This is a genomic window from Turicibacter sp., from assembly GCF_017941855.1.
Lineage (GTDB): Bacteria > Bacillota_I > Bacilli_A > MOL361 > Turicibacteraceae > Turicibacter > Turicibacter sanguinis.
Window position 1 is genome coordinate 64,239 of sequence record NZ_JAGAVR010000104.1, and the last position, 20,404, is coordinate 84,642.

Consider the following 20,404-nt stretch of genomic DNA (forward strand, 5'->3'; position numbering starts at 1 on the left):
GGTAACCATACAGTCAAGAGGAGCACATAAATATGAGTGGAATTTCATCGAAGTATTTTACAACAGGAGAATTTGCAAAGTTGTGGGGAGTTAAAAAACAAACTCTATTTCATTATGACGACATTGGTATTTTTCAACCGGCTAAGAGGGATAGCAATGGATATCGTTACTATACTTATCAACAGTTTGAGGTTTTTGCTGTTATATCTGTTTTAAAAGAAATGGGAATGTCTTTAAATGAGATTAAAATTTATCTCGATAATCGAACTCCAGAGGGATTAATTGAATTATTTGAAGATCAGGTGATTAAAGTCAATCGAGAAATTGACTATTTGAAACGGATTCAACAAGTAATGAAAACTAAAATTGAGCTAACGAAAAAAGCAACTTTAATTGATCATACTAAAATTGAGATAAAAGAATATCAAGAAGATTATTTAATTTTAAGTAATAAATTAGATATCTCTGATGATTTAAAGTTTTTTAATGCATTAGTTGAATTTCTTAAGGATGATGAACTGGGACATGCGACTTTGTATTCTATTGGCACGATGATTAGCAAGGAGAATTTATTGAATCAGGAGTACACTAAGTATACATATTTTTATTCTCCTATAACTAATAAAACTCAGGCTCGAATGTTATTTTTAAAACCTAGAGGAAAGTATGTAGTAGGATATCATAAAGGAAGTTATGAGCAGATTCACAAAACATACGAATTATTATTGAATTTTATTGAAGAGAAACAATTGAAAATTATTGGTTATGCATATGAAGAGTTGCTGTTAGATGAAATCTCTGTAAAAGGTTATGAAAATTATATGACTCAGATTATGATTCATGTAGAAGGTTGATTAACTTCTAATAAGATTATTAGATTACAAAACTAAGAAAGAGACCGATATAAAAATTATTTATTCCCCAAAAGAAGATAAAAAATCAAAGGGAAGTCGTAACTGGCAAGATATAATAGATTATGAATTAATAAAACGAGCTTATCCAAAGAATTCTATTTATGATTCATACCTACTAGTATACGAAAGGATAATTGATTTAAATGATGCTCGTGTATATTAACGTATGGTTAATTTTTATGCTTACAAGTTTAATTATCGCGTTATTGTTTCCTCCTTATCGAGGACGTATAATAAATTTAAAGGGCCCGAGTCGTAAGATTTTAAGGAGACAAAACGATGAATTTGAATATTGGAAAAGTTATTTATGAGTTAAGAAAGAAAGCTAAGGTCACACAAGAACAATTAGCAAATGCTGTGGGAGTCTCAGTACCTGCTGTTTCAAAGTGGGAGAATAACACGAGTTATCCAGATATTACGCTATTACCGGCGATTGCTCGCTATTTTAATACAAGTATTGACGAACTGATGAGTTATGATATGACCTTATCGACGGAGGAAATCGACGTCTTTATAAAAAAATGTCAAAGTATGTTACAGACTCAACCTTTTGAGATGATCGTCAAAGAATGTGAATCGTATTTGCATCAGTACCCAAATAGTTTAGAACTAAAGCTGAATATTGGTTCTTTATATATGATGTCATTTAGTTTTTTAACAGAAGAGTCAGATTTTTTAGAAATGATGAATAAAGCAATTGCCCTGTTTGAAGAAGCAGCCACTAGTTCAGATATCAAAGTACAAGAACAGGCTCATTTTCTTTTAGCTAGTCTTTATGGCATGACGGAAGATGAGAAAAAAGCAGAAGAAGTATTATTAAAAATCCCAAAATCTGAATTGAACAGAGATGATTTATTAATTCCAATATATATCCGTCAAAAACGTTACGATGAAGCTAAAAAGATGATTCAAACTAATATAATGAGAGCACTTCAATCTATTACGTTATATTTATCTAATTATGAGAATTTAGCCATTAAGGAAGACAACTTGGAGTTGGCAGAAAAATTATTACTTATTCAGCCTGAACTTGTAAATTTATTTGATTTAGAAAGAGAATTAGGATTAGGTTATGCTCTAGAGGCTGCTAATTTTTATGCAAGATTGAAAAATAAAGAAAAAACGTTATCGTTTTTAGGAATGCTAGTCGATAAGTTATCATCAACAGAGAAAAAAGGAAAGTCTGAATTTTTTAATCTGTTGGATTTACATGAAAGTGCCGCTGCGTCTCAGTTACCTATATTACTTTTAAGGTCATTAGATATGGATAGATGTTATGATTTTATAAAAGAAGATAATACATTTAAAGTATTAGTTCATCGTTTAGAGCGATTAAAACCTCATGATTAACATGAGGTTTTTTTGATATGTCAAATAATCTAATAATGAGACATTCTTTTCGTTTGTCTTTATAGCGTGAAAAGAGTAGAATAAAGTGTTGTTAGAGTCATTTAACATAGTAAACATAGTTAGAAAAAGAGGGGTAATACATGAGATTAATGGCGAAACTATTTGGTATCTTGATGGTTGTCGGCATTTTGATTGGTTTTTATTCTGCTTATGTAGAACCTCATTTATTACGTGTGAAGCAATATGATATGAAATTTGAGCAAGTAGCGGGCAATCCTATTACGGTTGTGCAATTTTCAGATACTCATGTCGGTGATTTTTTTACAACAGAAGATCTTAAAAAGGTTGTAGATAAGATTAACGAACAACAGGCGGATCTTGTATTGTTCACAGGTGATTTAATGGATAATGCAGCGGAGTATGATGGGTCAATTGATGAGATTGCGACGATTTTATCTAAAATAAAAGCAACAAATGGTAAATATGCGGTTTTTGGAAATCGTGATTACGGAGGCGGTGCAGAACGCTTTTATGAAGATTTAATGGAGTCGGCAGGGTTTGAAGTGCTTGTAAATTCCAGTCGGACTTTAGAAGTTAAAGGAACAACTATCAGTTTATTCGGTGCTGATGATGCTTTAATTGGGTACTATAATTCAAATAAAACGATGCAAGGAATCAGTAATGATCACTTGAATTTGCTACTGATTCATGAACCAGATTTAATTTCTGATTTCCTCAGTTACCCCATTGATTTAGCAACAGCTGGTCATAGCCATGGAGGACAAGTTTATATTCCATTTTATGGGCCATTATTAACGACAGCTTTGGCAGAGGATTATGTGCGTGGGCTTTATGATTTTGGAAATAATCGAAAGACATTACTTTATGTAAATACCGGGATTGGAAATACAAAAGTACCGTTTCGATTATTTAATGTGCCACAAATTTCAGTATTTAAGTTAGAGAAAGCAGAATAGTCTGCTTTTTTTGTTACAATAAGGAGTAATAAGGAGGGATTTCATGAAATGGATTCGATTACGTTCATCTGATGAGAAGTATTTTAATCAGGCATGGGCGATTTATGAACAAAGTTTTCCGGTTTTTGAACAACGTTTACTAAGAGATCAGCAAGCAGCAATGAAAGATGAGGAATTTTATTTTATAGCTATTGTAGAAGAAGAGCGTGTTATTGCAATCGTAGGATATTGGATTTATCCACAGTTTATTTATATTGAACATTTAGCCGTACATCCAGAGGTTCGGGGTCAAAAAATTGGAACAAAAGTATTACATGAATTAAGGGAGCTTCAAAAGACTCTTATTCTTGAAATTGATCCACCTGTGGATAACATTTCAATTAAGCGTCTTCATTTTTATGAAAATGTGGGATTCAAGTTGAATGATTATCCTCATGTCCATCCCGCATATCGTTTAGAGTATAAGGGGCATGAATTAAAGGTTTTAAGTTATCCACAAGGCATTTCATTACATGTCTTTAAAATATTTAGACAATATTTAAATGATACAGTTATGAAATATTCTGAGCGTTAATGAAAAAGGCTATCTATATAGATAGCCTTTTTCATTAATAATTCTTTGACTATTTGGTAATTTATATATATAAGTTCAGATAAGTTTTTAATACTTGAGAAACTTTTTACTTATCAGTGAAAGAAAGCTACGAATTAGCAAGCTTATGATGCAGCGCAAGGAATCTAGTATCAAAAAGTTTTATAAAATTAGGTTAATTCTAAAATGTAGGTAATCCAGTGTTTGGCATATAGAATAATCCCCAGCTGCTTGTCAAAAACATTTTTGTTTATATACAGTAGACCATCTATTTTAGAGAGGTGATGTGAATGAAGATGGGAAAACAACTTTTGAGTATAGGAAACTTCATATTTTTATTATTAATCATGATGAGTAGCTCTAAGGATGAGCTTTATATTTTGACGCTAGTGCAACAAGATTTAGGCGCTTTAGATGGGATAGAAGTTGGATCAGATGATGAAACGATTGTAGATCTTAATATTTTCCATACGAATGATATTCATGGAGGTGTGGATGAAAATATCGGATTTGCAAAATTTAAACATTTTATCAATCTAGCTAATGAGTATACAAGAGCAGAAGGATACCTTGTTCTTGATGCCGGTGATATATTTCATGGAACGCCATTTGCTACAGTAGAATTAGGGGAAAGTGTTGCACAGGTATTAAAGGTTGTTGGATATGATGCGATGTCACCTGGGAACCATGATTTCAACTATGGACAAGATAGACTAGTTGAGCTTGGAAAAGTAGCTGACGTTGAATTATTAGCGGCTAATGTAAAAACGATAGAGGGGAAGTTACGCTACGGGGATTGTTTTGTCAAAGAGATTGGAGGAATGAGTGTTGGATTGTTTGGGCTGACGACACCTGAAACGGTGACTAAAACGAATCCTGAAAATGTAGTGGGCTTAACATTTGGGACAGAGGAAGAGATTGTAGCAGAAGCTAAATTAATGGTTCAAGTGTTACAAGAGAGGGGAGTTGATGTGATTATTGGCCTAATGCATATGGGAATTGATACAGATAGTAGGATTAAATCGACAACAATCGCCAGTCAGGTTGATGATATTGATTTGATTATCGATGGTCATAGTCATTCTGAGTTAAATCAATATGAAATCGTAAATGGGACCATATTAACGTCAACGGGTGAACATTTTAAAAATGTTGGCGTGGTTACTATCCAGTATGATTTGATGGCAGATGAAATAATTAAGTTAGTACCACATCAAATCTCGATGAAACAACTTGAAAAATGTGAAGAGGATACTGAAGTCAAGTCAGTCATTGATAGGATAAAAAATAACCAAAAATCAATTTTGGAAGAAGTTATTGGCACAACGGCTATTAAATTAGAGGGAGGTCGTTCTTCTGTTTTAAATGGCCATACGAATTTAGGTCATTTATTAACTGCTGCTATGTTAAATGAAACACAAGCTGATATTTCACTCATCAATGGTGGAACAATTCGTGATTCAATAGATGTTGGAATGATTACGAAAGGTGATGTATTGAAGGTTTTACCCTTTAGTAATCATATCGTAACGGTTGAAATGACTGGGAAACAACTTATTGAAATTCTAAATAAAGGATTAGTAATAGGTAGTGGAAGATTTCTTCATTTTGCAGGTCTCTTAGTTGAAGCTAAATTAGTTCAAGAAGCGGGATGTCCTGATCGCTATGAAGTTTTATCCGTTCAGTTTAATCAGCAACCTTTAGAGTTAACCCAAACATATGTGGTTGCCATGAATGATTTCATGGTAGCAGGCGGAGACGATTATCAGATGAGTCAAAGTTCAAACCTATTAAATTCATTTGGTACGTTAGATGAAGCACTCATTTCATATGTTAAAGAGTATGGAGAGATAGCTATTTTAAATGCGAATCAAATCAATAATCTAATTATTTTAACGGAAGAAGATATGTTATCTGATGAAAATAAGGTAAATCATTAATATTTAGTCTCATTAGGAAAAGAAGTTGGATGATGAGTCAATTGAAGATGTCAAAAAAAGACGATTAGTTATAAAACTAATCGTCTTTTTTGAGTGAATTAAATTTATGAAGGATAAAGAAAAAATAGTATTTTTACAATTTTTTACTAATGGTTTACACTGAACAGTCTAATTCACAGAAAATTAATATTATTAATTTTTATTAACGATTCATTCATCTTCTCTTAAATTTCTACTGCTATAGTTTAAGTATCGTGTGAAAAGAGTGACTAGGGAGGAAGATTAATGCTTTTAGAATCAATTATTTCTACAAAGATTAAAACGGGAGGGCAAGAAAGGATTAGTGTAACTAAAAACAAACGGAATCTTATTAAAAAGATGGAGCCATTTTTTTACTTAGCACCAGCCTTTATCATCTTTTTGATTTTCGTGTTTTATCCATTTCTTAAAACTATTATGTTAAGTTTATCCACGACTAACTTAAGAGGAGAAATTAAATCATTTGTCGGATTAGAAAATTATATTGAGTTATTCACATCACCAGAGTTTTATAACTCAATTTTGGTAACATTCAAGTTTGTCTTAATGGTCGCAACACCAGCCGTTATTCTTGGATTTATTCTTGCTTTACTCACAAACAATCAATTAAAAGGAAATCGAGTTTATGAACTTTTATTTTCATTGCCGATGGCGGTTGCATCAGCTCCAGCCGCAGCTATATGGACGATGATTTTCCATCCTACCAACGGCATTTTAAATTTTGTGTTAGGACAAGAAATCGGTTGGTTAATTGATCCGAAGTATGCTCTTTTCTCAGTTGCCGTCGTCACGGTTTGGTTAAATCTTGGACTCAACTTTATTTTCTTAACGACAGGCCTCCGTAATGTTCCAGCAGAACTATTAGAAAGTGCTTCAATTGATGGGGCAAATTTTTTTCAAAAATTAAAAAATATCATTATTCCAATGGTATCGCCTCAAATGTTCTTAGTAATTTTCATGAATTTAATCAATGCTTTTCAGGCTTTTGGCCAAATCAAATTATTAACACAAGGTGGCCCAGGAGATTCAACGAATGTTTTAGTTCATTCCATTTATCGAGAAGCATTCTTTAACGGACGATTTGAAACAGCTTGTACGCAAGCCATTGTCTTATTCTTCATCATGATGATTGTCACTTTAATACAATTCAAATTTGAGAAAAAAGGAGTGCATTATCAATAATGAAAACATCTAAAAAAAATCGAGTTATTTTAACGATTGTTAATCTTGTGGTTGGAGTAATTATTATTGGACCACTTCTATATGCGGTGTCATTAAGCTTCATGACACCGGGAGAGATTTCACAGTATCCACCTAAGCTAGTACCAAGTAAGGTTACACTTGAAAATTATCACACGGCAATCAATAGTGTTCCTTTATTTAGATTTATTGTAAACAGTTTTGTTGTTTCAATCTTAGTTACAATCGGCCAAGTTTTTACCGCGAGTTTAGCATCATTCGCTTTTGCTTTCTACGATTTCAAAGGAAAGAAATTATTATTCTTAATGGTTTTATCAACAATGATGATTCCAGGAGAAACAACGATTATCTCGAATTTTTTAACGATAAGTTCATGGGGATGGACAGATAGTTTACAGGTGTTAATTGTTCCATTTTTAACATCAGCGATGGGGATTTTTTTAATTCGCCAGTTCTACTTAACGTTACCTAAAGATTTAATTGAGGCAGCAAGAATTGATGGGTGTAGTAACTTCATGCTCTTAATCAAAATCTTAATTCCAATTTCAAAACCAGCGATTGCTTCTTTATCGATTTATACATTCATTAGTACATGGAATCAATATTTATGGCCATTGTTAACGATTAATAATGGAAATAATCGAACCGTACAAATCGGAATCAGTATGCTTCAGTTTGCTGAAGGGAGCAATTATGGTGTGGTATTAGCAGGGGCAGTTTTAATTTTAATCCCATCTATTTTAGTGTTTATTTTAGGACAAAAATCACTTGTTCAAGGAATGACAGCGGGATCAGTAAAAGGATAAAAAGGGAGGAAATAGATAATGAAACGTAAATTATTACCAGTAGCAGGGGCTAGTATTTTAGCAACATCATTATTAGTAGGGTGTAGTGGAAGAAATGAAGTATTAAATTCAACTGATGCGACGAAATCGACCAGTAAAGTAACTGAGGTGACGTTTTGGCACTCTATGGGGGGGAAAGGTGGAGAAGCGATTGAGACTTTAGTATCTGAATTCAATAGTTCTCAAAGTAACATTAAAGTAGTGGCCGAGTATCAAGGCTCATATGATGATTCGATTAATAAATTAAAAAGTGCTGCTCTAGGAAACTCAGGACCAGATATTATGCAGTTATATGAAGTTGGGACAAAGTGGATGATTGATAGTGGGTATGCAACGCCAATGCAAGAATTGATTGATCGTGATGGATATGATATTTCTTCTCTCGAAGAAAATATTTTAGATTACTATAAAATTGATGGAACGTTATATTCAATGCCATTTAATACGTCGACACCAATTCTTTATTATAATAAAACGGCATTTGAAGAAGTAGGGTTAGATCCTGAAGTAGCACCAACAAACTTCGATGAAATTCTTGAATTTTCAAAAATGTTAAAGACAGAGACTCGCTATGGGTATTCAATGAGAGTATATGGATGGTTTTTTGAGCAATTCTTAATTAAACAGGGTCTTGATTATGCGAATGAAGGAAACGGACGTGATGGGGTTGCGACGTCGGTTGTTTTTGATGAAAATGGTGGGGCATTCAATATTATTCAGGGATGGAAAAATTTAATTGATTCAGGATATGTTTTAAATTTAGGGCGTAGTGATGATGCTGTTTTAGATGCGTTTGGCTCTGGGAAGGTTGCGATGATTATTGGATCAACTGCTTCTTTAACAGATATTAAATCAAAAGTAGGTGAATCATTTGATTTAGGGACTGCTTATTTACCATCAGTTTCTTCAACTGATGAAGGTGGTGTTTCAATTGGTGGGGCCTCATTATGGATCATGGATAAAGGAAGCGATGTGAAACAAGAGGCTGCCTTTGAATTCATTAAATTCATGGTGTCGGCAGAAAGCCAAGCAAAATGGGCAGCTGCAACAGGATATTTCTCTGTTACTAAAGACGCTTATGGCATTGAATCAATGCAAGAACATTTAGAAAAAAATCCTGAATTTTTAACAGCGATTAATCAACTAAGAGAATCTAATAATCAATCAGGAGCCCTTTTAGGCGTATTCCCAGAAGCTCGTGCTTCAATTGAAGAAAATATTGAAAAAGTTTTAAATAATGAAATTGATTCACAGACAGCAGTTTCTAACATTGCAAAAACAATTAATACGGCGTTAGAAAAATATAATAAAGCAAACAATTAAAAATGAGGGAATGTAAATGAATAAATCAATTTTCTTTGATGTGGATAATACACTCGTCTGTCGAGAAAAAAATATGATTTCAAAAAGTACCATACAGGCAATTAAATCTTTAAAAAAGAAAAATATTAATATAGCCATAGCAACAGGAAGATCTTTGGCTATGGTTAAACAAGAATCTTTTTATGACATGTTTAAAACGATTATTTCTGCTAATGGTTCCTTAATTACTGTGAATGATGAAGTGATTTATAAAGAATACATGAATCAAAGGTTAGTCAGAGATCTTTTAACGGTTTTTGAAAAAAATCAAACGCCCTATTGTATTCATTTTCTTCATGAGAGTAAAGGAAAACTAAATCAGGCCTGGGTAGCAGAGTTTTCAATTAAATACAATATGCCGTTAGGATACTTAGAAGAAGATATTTTAAATCAAATTGAAAAGTATGAAGTCTTTCAAATTAATGCATATATTAAGGATAGTGAAATTGAAATGATGCGTCAATCTTATCCACAGTTTAGTTTTGTAAAGCTTATTGATATTGAGGACGGATACGATATTTTCAATAAACATTGTAGTAAAGGGAGCGCAATTCGTTATCTTAAGTCACATCAAAGTGGTAAGGAGATGGAGTACTATGCTTTTGGGGATGGATTTAATGATTTAGAGATGTTTGCTGAGGTGGATTATTCAATTGCGATGGGGAATGGTTGTGATTTATTAAAGGAAAGAGCAACTTACGTAACGGATAGCATCCATGAGAATGGTATTTACAACGCTTTAAAAAATTTGAAATTAATTTAGAAAAACGACTTCATTTCAGGAGACAATGTGTTATTTTATAAGGATAGTTTTTAAATTGGGATCGTCGTAAAGTTTAAAAATGTGAGGTGTGTTTATGATTAATTTTGCTCACCGAGGAGCGAGTGGAGATTTTCCTGAAAATACGTTACTTGCTTTCTTAGAAGGAATTAAAGCAGGAGCGACAGGAATTGAGCTTGATGTTCATAAAAGTAAGGATAATCAATTAGTCGTTATTCATGATGAGGATGTTGAGAGAACACTTAGAGGAAAAGGTCTTGTTCAAGATTTTACGTTAGAAGAATTACAAGCCCTAAAGACGAGAAAATTATTATTTCAAACAGTGGATAACTGTAATGTCCCAACGCTTGAGAAAGTCTTTAAGTTAATCAAGCAACATAGCGTGATTTTAAATATTGAATTAAAAACAGATGAAATTCACTATGTGGGAATTGAAGAGGATGTCATCTCATTAATTCATCAATATGGATTAGTCGATCAAATTTTGATTTCAAGTTTTAATCCTGAATCGATTCGTATTTGTAAAGAACTCGATGAACGGATTAAAACAGGCCTGTTGTATGATGAACCCATTGAAAATGTCATTGAGTTTGCGAAAGTTTTAAAAGCTGATGCTATTCATCCTAATTTGAGATGGGTATCTGAAGATTTAATTAAAGAAGCTCATGCTAATGGTATTCTCGTGAATGTGTATACCGTGAATTCACCTTCCTATATGAGAAAGCTAATTCAAGCAGGCGTAGATGGAATCTTCACTGATTATCCGGCATTATTAGATGAAATTTTAAAATAGAAGAATTAATTTCATAAAAAGTAAGAGAGCAGAATAATCTGCTCTCTTACTTTTCTTTATTTTGTATTTTTTGAAGTAGTGTGGCTAATCGTTTAGCACGCGTTTCTTCTTTTTTTGCTGAGTTGATTGAATCAATGTTTTTTTTCTGAACTGAGTAAGATAAAGAATTCCAAAATTCTAGATGTTGTGGATGTTGTTCAAAGAACGATTTGACCTCATCAGGTAGTTCGACAATACGAGGCAGTTCATCTTTTTTTAGTGTCACCGTAACAGTGTCACCGATTGTTTTACCGATTTGTTCACGAATTTCTTTCTTAATCCCAATGATGTGACAATCAGTTCCCATTTTTACAAGTGATCCACGATATTGGACTCCATCAAATGATGCAATAACTTTTACTCGTTTAGCGCCATAAACTTCTTCAACATTAAATGGAATCTCGATATAAGCTCCACCCTTTGTTTTTGCTTCTATTATTTTTGCATTAAATGCTTGCATCTCTTTATAACCTCACTTTAATAGTACGTTTTTAATGATATCAAATTCTTCAGAGATGGTCATTATTTTTTATATAAGGATTTAATCCAGCTATTTAATTTTTTAAGATGATGAATTTCTTCGTTAACAACCTTTGCTTGTTGATTTTGTTCATTAACTAAAATTTGATTGAGTTGTTCAATCACGGGATAGAGGTTCTCCCAATTACTTTTATGACGTAATGTTTCAATAATATCTGATAAATCAAGATGGGTAAGTAAAAGATTTTTCCCCCAAGCAAGATGACGATCGTCTTCATATAACGATTGGTTCACATAAAAATCAAATGTGTCTTTATCGTAATAATAATTAAATAAATTTAAATCAATTTTACATAGTTCGATAATAGCTTCAGGAACTTTTTGATTTTTCAATAACCGAATTGCTTCACGAAGTTGAAAAATATTCTCTTGATGAGCCTCATGAGGAAAAATACTGGATCCGTTCCATGAAAGGCGCACAAAACATTCCTGAATCTCTAGATAAATATAGTGAAGTTGCTTATTCAAATAATTGATTTCTTGATTGCTAAACTCGTTCTGATTCAAATAGTCATACAATTTCTTAGCACTCCATCTCGCTTTATGCATCTCAAGATATAGCGATTTATACTGATGGTATGTCTCATAATCAAGACTATTTTCAAGAGCCTCAAACAAAGCCTCGAAGTTAAAAGGCTTAATCTTCATTTGGTCGAAGAGGATAATGAGCGTTCCATAAAGCTTGTGACAGTATAAATAAGCTGCGGGACTAAAATGATTTTGAATCAAATCGTAATTAGTTCGATACGTTGTTTTGACGTACTCACTATCTGGACGATAACTAATCACGGTCGGAACCCCACTTTGAGAATAAGGAAAATCATCACTTAAAATAGTCGTTGGAGCATCAACGAGTGCTCCTTTTTTATAGGGACATCCCCGGACAAGCTTTTCAATAGATTGAATGATCCGTTGGTATTCATAAGTTGTTTTCATCATATGGGAATCACAATCATCTTGTGCGACAAATCCTTCTAAATTAATTGCAATAAAAGCTTTTTCAGCCCATTCTGGATGATTAAACCTTATTTGCTGATAACTACCGACTGACCAATTAAACGAAGAATTCGTCATCCCCCAAATTCTGGCGCTATGAGCAATAAAGATAATTGTCTTTTTAGGCTTATAATCACTCAAATTTAAAGTTCTCGCTAAACTGAGCAATAATCCGCAACCGCTCGCTCCATCATGGAAACTATGAAAAATTCCATCATAGTGAGCCATTACCAAAATTAACTCATCCGATTGCTCACCAGGAATTTCCCCAATCACATTATACGACTGCTGATCAGGAGTAACCGTATTATAACAATTTAAAATCACAGATAAACTTTCCCTTTTCCCAAGTCGTTTTTTCAACGCTTTAGCATCTTTTAAGCTCATTGAAAAAGTAGGGATGTTAGCAGGAGCAATAAAATTATCATAGTTAAGAGATTCTGTAATAATTTTATCGTCATTTTCAAATGGAGCAACAATGATTCCATAAGCTCCATTTTTTTTAGCTTGATAGGCTGAGACTCCGACCTGACATCCGATATATTCATCTAAATCAATTAATACCAACTTATCTTTAACATCGAGATCTTGATAATCAGATCGAGTTCCACGTCCAACATAAACAAGTTCAAATTCTTTGTTGGCAATGATACAGTTATTTGCATAAGAACTTAATGTAATTTTTTTAGGTTGTAATTTATCGACATAATATAAAGCGGCATTTTTAAAATCCCAGGAATCAATGTTAACTTGTTCTTTTCTGACGTTTTGAAGGCCAATATTTATAAATTCTTGAAATATGAAGTTGCTGGCCTCAGTTTCTGCCTGAGATCCGGCTGTTCTAAAACCAAGTTCTTCATTAGAACCAAAGTTGGCGAGGGTAGTCGCAACATAGGTAGCATATTCAACGTTGATTTTATCGTAAAAGATATCTAAGTCCTCTTGATAACTCATCGCTTCATCTCCTTATATTTAGCATTATTAATAATATATTAGGCGATGGCGGAATTGGTTACACTGTAGGCTTAAATTAGAAATTAAAGTTTATTATCATTGTTTTTTGTTTGTTAAAAGTTTGAAAAAATAAAAAAATGTGTACTTTTAGTGGTATTTTCTTGCTTATTTTGTATCAAAATGATGTAAAATTGATGTTTTTTGGAATATATTTCCGCTAGTATGTGGTAATCTTTTCTGGGTATAATTAATTATGTTTAACCATTTAAACTACCTCGCCTCATAGGGAGAAGAGCTAAATTTACAAGGAGGTAAGCATATGAGTAAGAAAAACGGCAAGAAAAAAGTAACAATACTCGATAGAGTAGAGAGAATTGGGAACGCGTTACCGCATCCAGCAACAATTTTCTTAATTTTATGTGGAGTAATCGTTGTATTATCAGCAATCTTAGCAGCATCAGGAGTTTCGGTAACGTACGAGGGGATTAATCGTACAACGAATGTTGTTGAGGAAATGACAGTAACAGTAAATAGTCTTCTTTCAAAAGAAGGTGTTCAATATTTATTTAAATCAGCAGTAAGTAACTTTACTGGATTCGCCCCACTTGGTACAGTTTTAGTAGCATTACTTGGGGTTGGTCTTGCTGAAGGAACTGGATTCATTTCAGCTTTATTAAAGAAATTAGTTATGAGTACACCAAAACGTTTAATTACGGTAGTTGTTGTACTTGCAGGGGTTTTATCAAGTATCGCATCTGATGCTGGATACGTAGTATTAATTCCTCTTGGAGCTATTATTTTCTTAAGTGTTGGACGTCATCCAATGGCAGGTCTTGCAGCGGCATTCGCTGGGGTATCTGGAGGATTCAGTGCTAACGTTATGGTTGGTCCTACTGATTCATTACTTGGAGGATTAACAACTGAAGGAGCTAAGTTATTTGATCCAAACTATGTAGTTGGGATGGAAGCGAACTGGTGGTTCTTAATTGCTTCAACAGTATTAATCACAGTTATCGGAACATTCGTGACTGAGAAAATCGTTGAACCACGTTTAGGAGCTTATAAAGGTGATGCAACAGTCGAAGAAAATTCAATGACTGTAACAAAAGAAGAAAAACGCGGATTAAAATTCGCTGGTATCGCAGCATTAGTTATCCTAGTAGGAATTATTGCTTTAGTGGGTCCAGCAAATGGATTATTACGCGGAACTGATCCAGGTGTACAAGGAATCTTAAAATCACCATTTATGGATTCATTAGTATTCATCATTGCATTATACTTCGGATTAGTTGGTATCGCTTATGGTGTTGGTGCTAAAACAGTTAAGAATGATAAAGACGTTATGAACTTAATGGGTAAAAGTATGGCTTCAATGGGATCATACATTGTGTTAGTATTCTTCGCTGCTCAATTCGTTGCTTACTTCAGTTATACTAACTTAGGAACAATCATCGCGGTTAAAGGTGCTGATATGTTACAAGCAATCGGATTACAAGGTATTCCATTAGTTATCTTATTTATCTTAGTAGTAGCATTTATCAACATCTTCATGGGATCAGCTTCTGCTAAATGGGCTATCTTAGCTCCAGTATTCGTTCCAATGTTAATGAAAGTTGGATTCACACCAGAATTTACGCAAATGGCTTATCGTATCGGAGATTCTACAACTAACTTAATCTCTCCATTAATGAGCTACTTCGCATTAATCGTAACATTCGCTCATAAATATGATAAAGATTCAGGAATTGGTACTTTAATTTCAACAATGGTTCCTTATTCAATCTCTTTATTAATTGGATGGACACTGTTATTAATTATCTGGTTCGTATTCAACTTACCATTAGGACCTGGAATCTCAATCTTTATGTAATAAAAATTAAAAGGCTTGAACAAAATGTTCAAGCCTTTTTTACATATATGGATGATCTGTTTTTTTCATTTCAATGACAATAAAATGTGAGTCATGTGTCGCCTCAATATGAACATGATCTTCTATAATTTCAAGAGAATCTTTCTCTTTTAATGCAATCCCGTTCACTTCTGAGAAGCCTTCGATTTGAAGAAGGTAAGCTTGACGATTCACCCCAACATTTATATCAGCCGTATTATGTTCGTCTAAAAGAATCGTATAGATATTAACGTCTTGATTTAGGGTAATAGGGGCATCATCTGTTAAATCAGATGCCATATGTAACCATTCATTATGACGTGCATCCCAATCAAAGTGATAGACTCCATATGTTGGTTGATGTCCTTTTTTATCTGGAGTAATCCACATTTCAAGAAGTCGAAGCGGTTCATCTTGATCGTTGTACTCACGATGTGTTGTACCGGTACCAGCGCTTAAGTATTGCATTTGTCCACGAGTTAAGTGAGTGGTATTGCCCATACTATCAGTATGAGTTAACGTTCCAGAGATGACGTATGTTAAAATCTCCATATCTTTATGGGGACAAGCTTCAAATCCACTATGTGGTGCAATCATATTATCATTTAAAACACGTAAGACACCGAAATTAAGATTCGCTTGATCGAAGTAATCAGCATAGGAAAAGTGGTATGTTGACTCAAGCCAATCGTAAACTGCACCACCCATGAACTGATGATCGAGTTTTCTGAGCATAGTATTTCACCCCATCTTAAAAATTAGGCATACGCCTACTCATAGTATTGATGAGTTAGCTGAAAGTATACTTCATATTACGATTAAATTCGACAGGAAATTTATTTCCCAGGTAACAAAAAGAAGTATAATTATCAAAGGAGAAAGGAGTAATCATATGGAACATAAGGTTTTAATTGTAGAAGATGATTTGAGCATTGCGCGTTTAATTAAATTAAATTTGAATTTAGCGGGCTATTTAACGGAATCAGTTGAGGATGGTTTATTAGCTTTTGAGCGAATTCAAAAAGAAAAGTTTGATCTTATTTTACTTGATGTGATGATTCCAGGAATGGATGGATTTAAGTTAATGGAAAAAATACGTCCCTTAAATATTCCGGTTATTTTTTTAACAGCAAAGACGTCGACGATGGATAAGGTAGACGGTCTACGTTTAGGGGCAGATGATTATATGGTCAAGCCTTTTGAAGCGATAGAGTTATTAGCTCGTATTGAAGCAGTTTTAAGAAGATATGGTAAAGTTCATAAATTGTTAACATATAAAAATATTACGGTGAATGATGAAAAGCGTGAAGTTGAGCTAAATGGTAACGTCGTGTATCTCACAGTGAAAGAATATGATTTGTTTTTAACACTGTTAAAAAATAAGAATATTGCCTTATCCCGTGAACAGTTAATTGAAAAAGTATGGGGAATTGATTATTATGGTGAAACTCGGACAGTTGATATGCATATTAATGCGCTACGTAAAAAGTTAGGGTTACAAGAGGAGATTAAAACAGTCTATAAAATTGGATATCGTTTGGAGGATTAATCGTGAAGATTTGGATTAAGATTACATTGTATTCGATGATTGTCTTTACGATTATTTTTAATATATCTGGGGTGCTCATTATTGAAGAGAATCATTCTAATATGCTAAATCAAGAAGTTGAAAGTACGCTTAGTCAGACGGATTCTATTTATAAAGGCATTGTCGCGATGGGGCCTGTTTTTAAGATTTATAATGATGAAAGTTATACCAAAGAGTTATTAAAGTCATATGCTCAAAATGTTGTTTATGGGAGTGGCAAAGAAATAAATTACATAGAAATTATTAATGATAGTAATGAGATGATTTATACGAATATTGATTTTAAATTGCCTGATAGACGTATTGAATATGATCAAATTAAGACAGATGAAATTAATTATATATTAAGGGAAATTGAGGGGAAAACTTATTTGTTTTCATCCATTTCAGTTCCAGTAGAACAGACGATTTATCGAATTTCTTATGTAAGAGATTTAACTCATTTATATATAAATAGAATTCAGGAATATCAGTTTTTTATCTTACTTGATGCCCTAGCGTTAGTAATCTATTTTATTTCAATGTTTGCAGTGAGCAAATCTATTACAAAACCGATTGAACGAATGGTTCATTCGACGAAAGTTATTGCAAGTGGCCATTATAACGAACGACTTCAGATTCGTACTCATGACGAAATGGGACGTTTAGCTCACGATTTTAATGAGATGGCTCAAGCAATTGAAATTAAAATTAACGAGCTTGCTAAAAGTAACGAAGATAAACAAAATTTTATTAATGACTTTACCCATGAACTGAGAACACCATTAACTTCAATTCTTGGGTATACTGATTTTTTAAGAAAATCGCCATACAATGAAGAGTTATTTTTAGAAGCATTAGATACTATTTATAATGAAGGAAAACGATTGGAAACAATCTCAGTTAAATTGATGAATTTAGTATTACTTGAGAAGGAAAATCTTCCACTTCAAAGAGGAAATTTAAAAGATGTCATTGAATCCATTTTACCTATTCTTGAAATGAAGACCTCAGCGTATCATTTGAATTTGATTGTTAATTGTGAAGATGGTGAGTTTTTAATGGATGTAGATTTAATGAAATCTCTGATTATTAATTTAGTTGAAAATGCGATAAAAGCATCTCAAGAAGACCATAACATTTCGATTCGTTGTGAGTCGCTACAGAATGAAATTTTATTAATCGTTGAAGATGAGGGATGCGGGATTTCACCGCAACATCTTGATAAAATAACGCAACCCTTTTATATGGTAGATGAAGTCAGAACGACGAGAAATAATGGATTAGGTCTTGGGTTAGCAATTTGTAAAAAAATTATTCAGTTACATCAGGGAGAATTAATAATTGAAAGTCAGATTGATCAAGGCACAAAAATAATGGTCAAGTTTCTAAAGATAGGAGGGGAAGCATTATGAGAAAAATAATCTTTATTTTAGGATGTTTATTTCTTAGTGGATGTTCTCGGCTCTTTAATACGATTCAACTTGATACTTTGATGAGTCAAAAGATTGAAACAAATGCGTTAGATATTAGTTCTAATTACAATGGAATTGTTTCAGTTGATACGATTAAAGATATTAGTATTAAAGCTGTGAATAGCTACCTTCAAAAAAGTTTACAACTTGATAATGTTGCTATCGCTGTTCAGTTTTATGAATCTGAAACAATGGAAAATCTCATTTTAGAATGGAAACATAAGCCGTACCTCTTTTCTTTTTCAGAAGAAGTGATTGATAGTTTAAATGATGAATTGAGTGAAGGAATTTTTATTGTTGAAATGAAAGGTGAAACTTATGATTATCAAGTCATTTTAACGGCTAGTAGTGGTCAACTATTAGAGATTGATGATTGTTCAAAAGGAACTCGATTCTCTGATGGTGATAAAGTTGAGGTAGAGGAAGTGATAGCTATGTGTCAAAATTATATTGAGATGGTTATGGGAATTAATCCTGATACCCTTAGCTTTGAGATTGGAAGCTCTGATTTTTCTAATAATTATGAGTTAACGTATTATGATAAGCAAACAAAAGAACAATCTTTTTTATTAGAAGTAAATCCTTATACATTACGTATCGTGAGATGTTCACTTGGGTTTTGGTCGACGTTAAATTAAAAAAAGACGCATCTTAGGATGCATCTTTTTAAAACTTTACAACTTCTATATAACTTTTTTAAATCTTTCATAGATGCAATCGATATAATTGTCTCAATATGTTAGAGATTGACGAAAAGAGGGATGAAAATGCGATATAGAAATAGCAAACAAAAACCCCGATTTAAATATATAAAAATGAGTTTATTTATTTTACTCTTAACAGCTATAGGTGTATTGACGAATATAAAATTAAAAAAGGAAGACTTGATAGAGCCTGCTACATCAGAGATACAAGTTTTCGCACGAAGTATAGAAGAAGAGAAACAAAAATTGATTGTCATTGATGCGGGTCATGGAGATGAAGATCCAGGGAGTAGCATTTCAAATGTTGATGAAAAAGATCTTAACTTACAGATTGCGTTAAAACTAAAGAGTGCTTTAGAAGAAGAAGGATATGAAGTGATGATGACGCGAAGTGATGATACGTATTTAACGCTAACTGAAAGAGCAGAGTTTGCTAATGAAGTAGAGGCAGATTTATTTATTAGTATCCATCAAAATTCATATATCGATGATTCAACGGTTAGTGGAATTGAAGTTTATTATAATGAAAGTACTAAAACAGAGTCAGATGAGGTATTAGCTCAATTCATTCAAACTGAATTAGTTGAAACTACAGGTGCAAGAGATAGAGGAATTCGTGCTTATGATGAATTAGTGGTGACCAGAAAAACAGAAATGCCGGCTTGCTTAGTTGAGTTAGGGTATATGACCAATAAATCAGAGTTATCACTTCTTCAAAGTGATGCTTACCAATATAAACTTGTAACAGGAATGGTAAATGGAATTAATCAATTTTTTGAATCATGATTGGAGTAGATAAAATGTTTAATTTTGTAATGAAGTCGTTTATTTCCTCACATCCCTTGTGAGGAAGACACTATCTATTGAGAAAAAACTCTCGACCTAAATTCTTCTTATCCTGATGATAAGAGAATAAATTTATTCCCCTAAGCTGAAATAAACATATAAAAAATGAACCCATCCCATATGGTTCATTTTTTATATGTTTAAGAAATTTATCTCGGCAGACATTTTTCGATTTAGGATGATAGTATTTCTGTCAATTAAAGTCGAAAATGTATTGTTTGGATTGTGTTTGATGTCTAATGAAGTAGAAAAAGAGGAAGAGTAGAAAATTTATTGCTTACATCCAATTTTGAAAAACTGATAAAATAGAAGTGACATCATTACGAGATACAGTCAGAAAGGAAGACGTGATTAAAAATGTTTAGAATGAATGACTATATTATGTATGGGCTAACGGGAGTTTGTAAAGTGATTGGAATTGAAGAAGAAAAATTCTTAGATTATCCTCAGCAATCATTTTATGTATTAGAGCCTGTTTTTTCACCTCAAATGACGATTAAGATTCCAGTTTTAAATACGATTAAAAATATTAGACCTATTCACTCTACGGATGAAGTTAAAGAGTTAATTCAGAAAATACCTGATTTAGAGTTATTATGGAT

19 protein-coding genes are annotated in these 20,404 nt (G+C 32.9%); 16 read left to right on the plus strand and 3 right to left on the minus strand.

All coding sequences use genetic code 11. From position 1 onward, the window contains the following. The first annotated feature begins 32 nt into the window (after positions 1 to 32). From J6D32_RS11200 to J6D32_RS11245, 10 genes are all read left to right on the plus strand, one after another. Positions 33 to 854 carry a MerR family transcriptional regulator gene (locus J6D32_RS11200; protein ID WP_006783916.1) on the plus strand — a complete coding sequence of 274 codons (822 nt, stop codon included), beginning with the start codon at positions 33 to 35 and terminating at the stop codon, positions 852 to 854. Between the two features lie 339 nt (positions 855 to 1,193). Further along, positions 1,194 to 2,264, plus strand: a complete 1,071-nt coding sequence (locus tag J6D32_RS11205) for a helix-turn-helix domain-containing protein (RefSeq protein ID WP_006783917.1) — start codon at positions 1,194 to 1,196, stop codon at positions 2,262 to 2,264. Positions 2,265 to 2,404: 140 nt separating this feature from the next. Next, positions 2,405 to 3,241, plus strand: coding sequence for a metallophosphoesterase (locus J6D32_RS11210; protein ID WP_006783918.1), 837 nt, complete (start codon positions 2,405 to 2,407; stop codon positions 3,239 to 3,241). A gap of 43 nt (positions 3,242 to 3,284) precedes the next feature. After that, positions 3,285 to 3,815 (plus strand): GNAT family N-acetyltransferase, encoded by a 531-nt coding sequence (locus J6D32_RS11215; protein ID WP_006783919.1) that lies wholly within the window; start codon positions 3,285 to 3,287, stop codon positions 3,813 to 3,815. 314 nt (positions 3,816 to 4,129) lie between these two features. Further along, positions 4,130 to 5,773, plus strand: coding sequence for a bifunctional metallophosphatase/5'-nucleotidase (locus tag J6D32_RS11220; protein ID WP_229040157.1), 1,644 nt, complete (start codon positions 4,130 to 4,132; stop codon positions 5,771 to 5,773). Between the two features lie 285 nt (positions 5,774 to 6,058). After that, complete coding sequence (locus J6D32_RS11225) at positions 6,059 to 6,994, plus strand: carbohydrate ABC transporter permease (protein ID WP_006783921.1); 936 nt, start codon at positions 6,059 to 6,061, stop codon at positions 6,992 to 6,994. Then, positions 6,994 to 7,818, plus strand: a complete 825-nt coding sequence (locus J6D32_RS11230; RefSeq protein ID WP_287467681.1) for a carbohydrate ABC transporter permease — start codon at positions 6,994 to 6,996, stop codon at positions 7,816 to 7,818. Before J6D32_RS11225 ends, J6D32_RS11230 begins: the two co-directional genes overlap by 1 nt. A gap of 18 nt (positions 7,819 to 7,836) precedes the next feature. Then, entirely contained in the window at positions 7,837 to 9,180 is a 1,344-nt protein-coding gene (locus tag J6D32_RS11235) for an ABC transporter substrate-binding protein (RefSeq protein ID WP_262951576.1), read from the plus strand. Positions 9,181 to 9,196: 16 nt separating this feature from the next. Next, complete coding sequence (locus J6D32_RS11240) at positions 9,197 to 9,982, plus strand: Cof-type HAD-IIB family hydrolase (protein WP_006783924.1); 786 nt, start codon at positions 9,197 to 9,199, stop codon at positions 9,980 to 9,982. Between the two features lie 94 nt (positions 9,983 to 10,076). Then, entirely contained in the window at positions 10,077 to 10,793 is a 717-nt protein-coding gene (locus J6D32_RS11245) for a glycerophosphodiester phosphodiesterase (RefSeq protein ID WP_006783925.1), read from the plus strand. A 46-nt stretch (positions 10,794 to 10,839) separates the two neighbouring features. Here the strand turns inward: J6D32_RS11245 and J6D32_RS11250 are convergent, their stop codons facing one another. Continuing rightward, complete coding sequence (locus J6D32_RS11250; RefSeq protein WP_006783926.1) at positions 10,840 to 11,292, minus strand: YdeI/OmpD-associated family protein; 453 nt, start codon at positions 11,290 to 11,292, stop codon at positions 10,840 to 10,842. Between the two features lie 62 nt (positions 11,293 to 11,354). After that, on the minus strand, positions 11,355 to 13,322 hold the full coding sequence (locus J6D32_RS11255; RefSeq protein ID WP_009606521.1) for a M28 family peptidase: 1,968 nt from the start codon (positions 13,320 to 13,322) through the stop codon (positions 11,355 to 11,357). Between the two features lie 319 nt (positions 13,323 to 13,641). On the opposite strand from J6D32_RS11255, the gene J6D32_RS11260 reads away from it, so the two are divergent. Further along, positions 13,642 to 15,192, plus strand: a complete 1,551-nt coding sequence (locus J6D32_RS11260) for an AbgT family transporter (RefSeq protein WP_006783928.1) — start codon at positions 13,642 to 13,644, stop codon at positions 15,190 to 15,192. A 39-nt stretch (positions 15,193 to 15,231) separates the two neighbouring features. Here J6D32_RS11260 and J6D32_RS11265 read toward each other — a convergent pair whose 3' ends face one another. After that, positions 15,232 to 15,945: a pirin family protein gene (locus J6D32_RS11265; RefSeq protein WP_006783929.1), complete on the minus strand. Its 714-nt coding sequence runs from the start codon at positions 15,943 to 15,945 to the stop codon at positions 15,232 to 15,234. Between the two features lie 157 nt (positions 15,946 to 16,102). On the opposite strand from J6D32_RS11265, the gene J6D32_RS11270 reads away from it, so the two are divergent. From J6D32_RS11270 to J6D32_RS11290, 5 genes are all read left to right on the plus strand, one after another. After that, positions 16,103 to 16,759: a response regulator transcription factor gene (locus J6D32_RS11270; RefSeq protein WP_009606522.1), complete on the plus strand. Its 657-nt coding sequence runs from the start codon at positions 16,103 to 16,105 to the stop codon at positions 16,757 to 16,759. A gap of 2 nt (positions 16,760 to 16,761) precedes the next feature. Further along, a complete protein-coding gene (locus J6D32_RS11275) occupies positions 16,762 to 18,192 on the plus strand; it encodes a sensor histidine kinase (RefSeq protein WP_006783932.1) in 1,431 nt (476 codons plus the stop codon). Then, a complete protein-coding gene (locus J6D32_RS11280; RefSeq protein WP_006783933.1) occupies positions 18,189 to 18,890 on the plus strand; it encodes a hypothetical protein in 702 nt (233 codons plus the stop codon). The genes J6D32_RS11275 and J6D32_RS11280 overlap by 4 nt, the downstream gene beginning before the upstream one ends. Positions 18,891 to 19,019: 129 nt before the next feature. Continuing rightward, a complete protein-coding gene (locus J6D32_RS11285; protein WP_006783934.1) occupies positions 19,020 to 19,742 on the plus strand; it encodes an N-acetylmuramoyl-L-alanine amidase family protein in 723 nt (240 codons plus the stop codon). A gap of 417 nt (positions 19,743 to 20,159) precedes the next feature. Further along, on the plus strand, positions 20,160 to 20,404 hold a 245-nt coding region (locus J6D32_RS11290; protein ID WP_287467682.1), incomplete at its 3' end, for a CarD family transcriptional regulator.

Bases quoted from the DNA above. Each gene is read 5' to 3' on its own strand.
- J6D32_RS11200 (WP_006783916.1), top strand. From the start codon at position 33: ATGAGTGGAATTTCATCGAAGTATTTTACAACAGGAGAATTTGCAAAG.
- J6D32_RS11205 (WP_006783917.1), top strand. From the start codon at position 1,194: ATGAATTTGAATATTGGAAAAGTTATTTATGAGTTAAGAAAGAAAGCT.
- J6D32_RS11210 (WP_006783918.1), top strand. From the start codon at position 2,405: ATGAGATTAATGGCGAAACTATTTGGTATCTTGATGGTTGTCGGCATT.
- J6D32_RS11215 (WP_006783919.1), top strand. From the start codon at position 3,285: ATGAAATGGATTCGATTACGTTCATCTGATGAGAAGTATTTTAATCAG.
- J6D32_RS11220 (WP_229040157.1), top strand. From the start codon at position 4,130: ATGGGAAAACAACTTTTGAGTATAGGAAACTTCATATTTTTATTATTA.
- J6D32_RS11225 (WP_006783921.1), top strand. From the start codon at position 6,059: ATGCTTTTAGAATCAATTATTTCTACAAAGATTAAAACGGGAGGGCAA.
- J6D32_RS11230 (WP_287467681.1), top strand. From the start codon at position 6,994: ATGAAAACATCTAAAAAAAATCGAGTTATTTTAACGATTGTTAATCTT.
- J6D32_RS11235 (WP_262951576.1), top strand. From the start codon at position 7,837: ATGAAACGTAAATTATTACCAGTAGCAGGGGCTAGTATTTTAGCAACA.
- J6D32_RS11240 (WP_006783924.1), top strand. From the start codon at position 9,197: ATGAATAAATCAATTTTCTTTGATGTGGATAATACACTCGTCTGTCGA.
- J6D32_RS11245 (WP_006783925.1), top strand. From the start codon at position 10,077: ATGATTAATTTTGCTCACCGAGGAGCGAGTGGAGATTTTCCTGAAAAT.
- J6D32_RS11250 (WP_006783926.1), bottom strand. From the start codon at position 11,292: ATGCAAGCATTTAATGCAAAAATAATAGAAGCAAAAACAAAGGGTGGA.
- J6D32_RS11255 (WP_009606521.1), bottom strand. From the start codon at position 13,322: ATGAGTTATCAAGAGGACTTAGATATCTTTTACGATAAAATCAACGTT.
- J6D32_RS11260 (WP_006783928.1), top strand. From the start codon at position 13,642: ATGAGTAAGAAAAACGGCAAGAAAAAAGTAACAATACTCGATAGAGTA.
- J6D32_RS11265 (WP_006783929.1), bottom strand. From the start codon at position 15,945: ATGCTCAGAAAACTCGATCATCAGTTCATGGGTGGTGCAGTTTACGAT.
- J6D32_RS11270 (WP_009606522.1), top strand. From the start codon at position 16,103: ATGGAACATAAGGTTTTAATTGTAGAAGATGATTTGAGCATTGCGCGT.
- J6D32_RS11280 (WP_006783933.1), top strand. From the start codon at position 18,189: ATGAGAAAAATAATCTTTATTTTAGGATGTTTATTTCTTAGTGGATGT.
- J6D32_RS11285 (WP_006783934.1), top strand. From the start codon at position 19,020: ATGCGATATAGAAATAGCAAACAAAAACCCCGATTTAAATATATAAAA.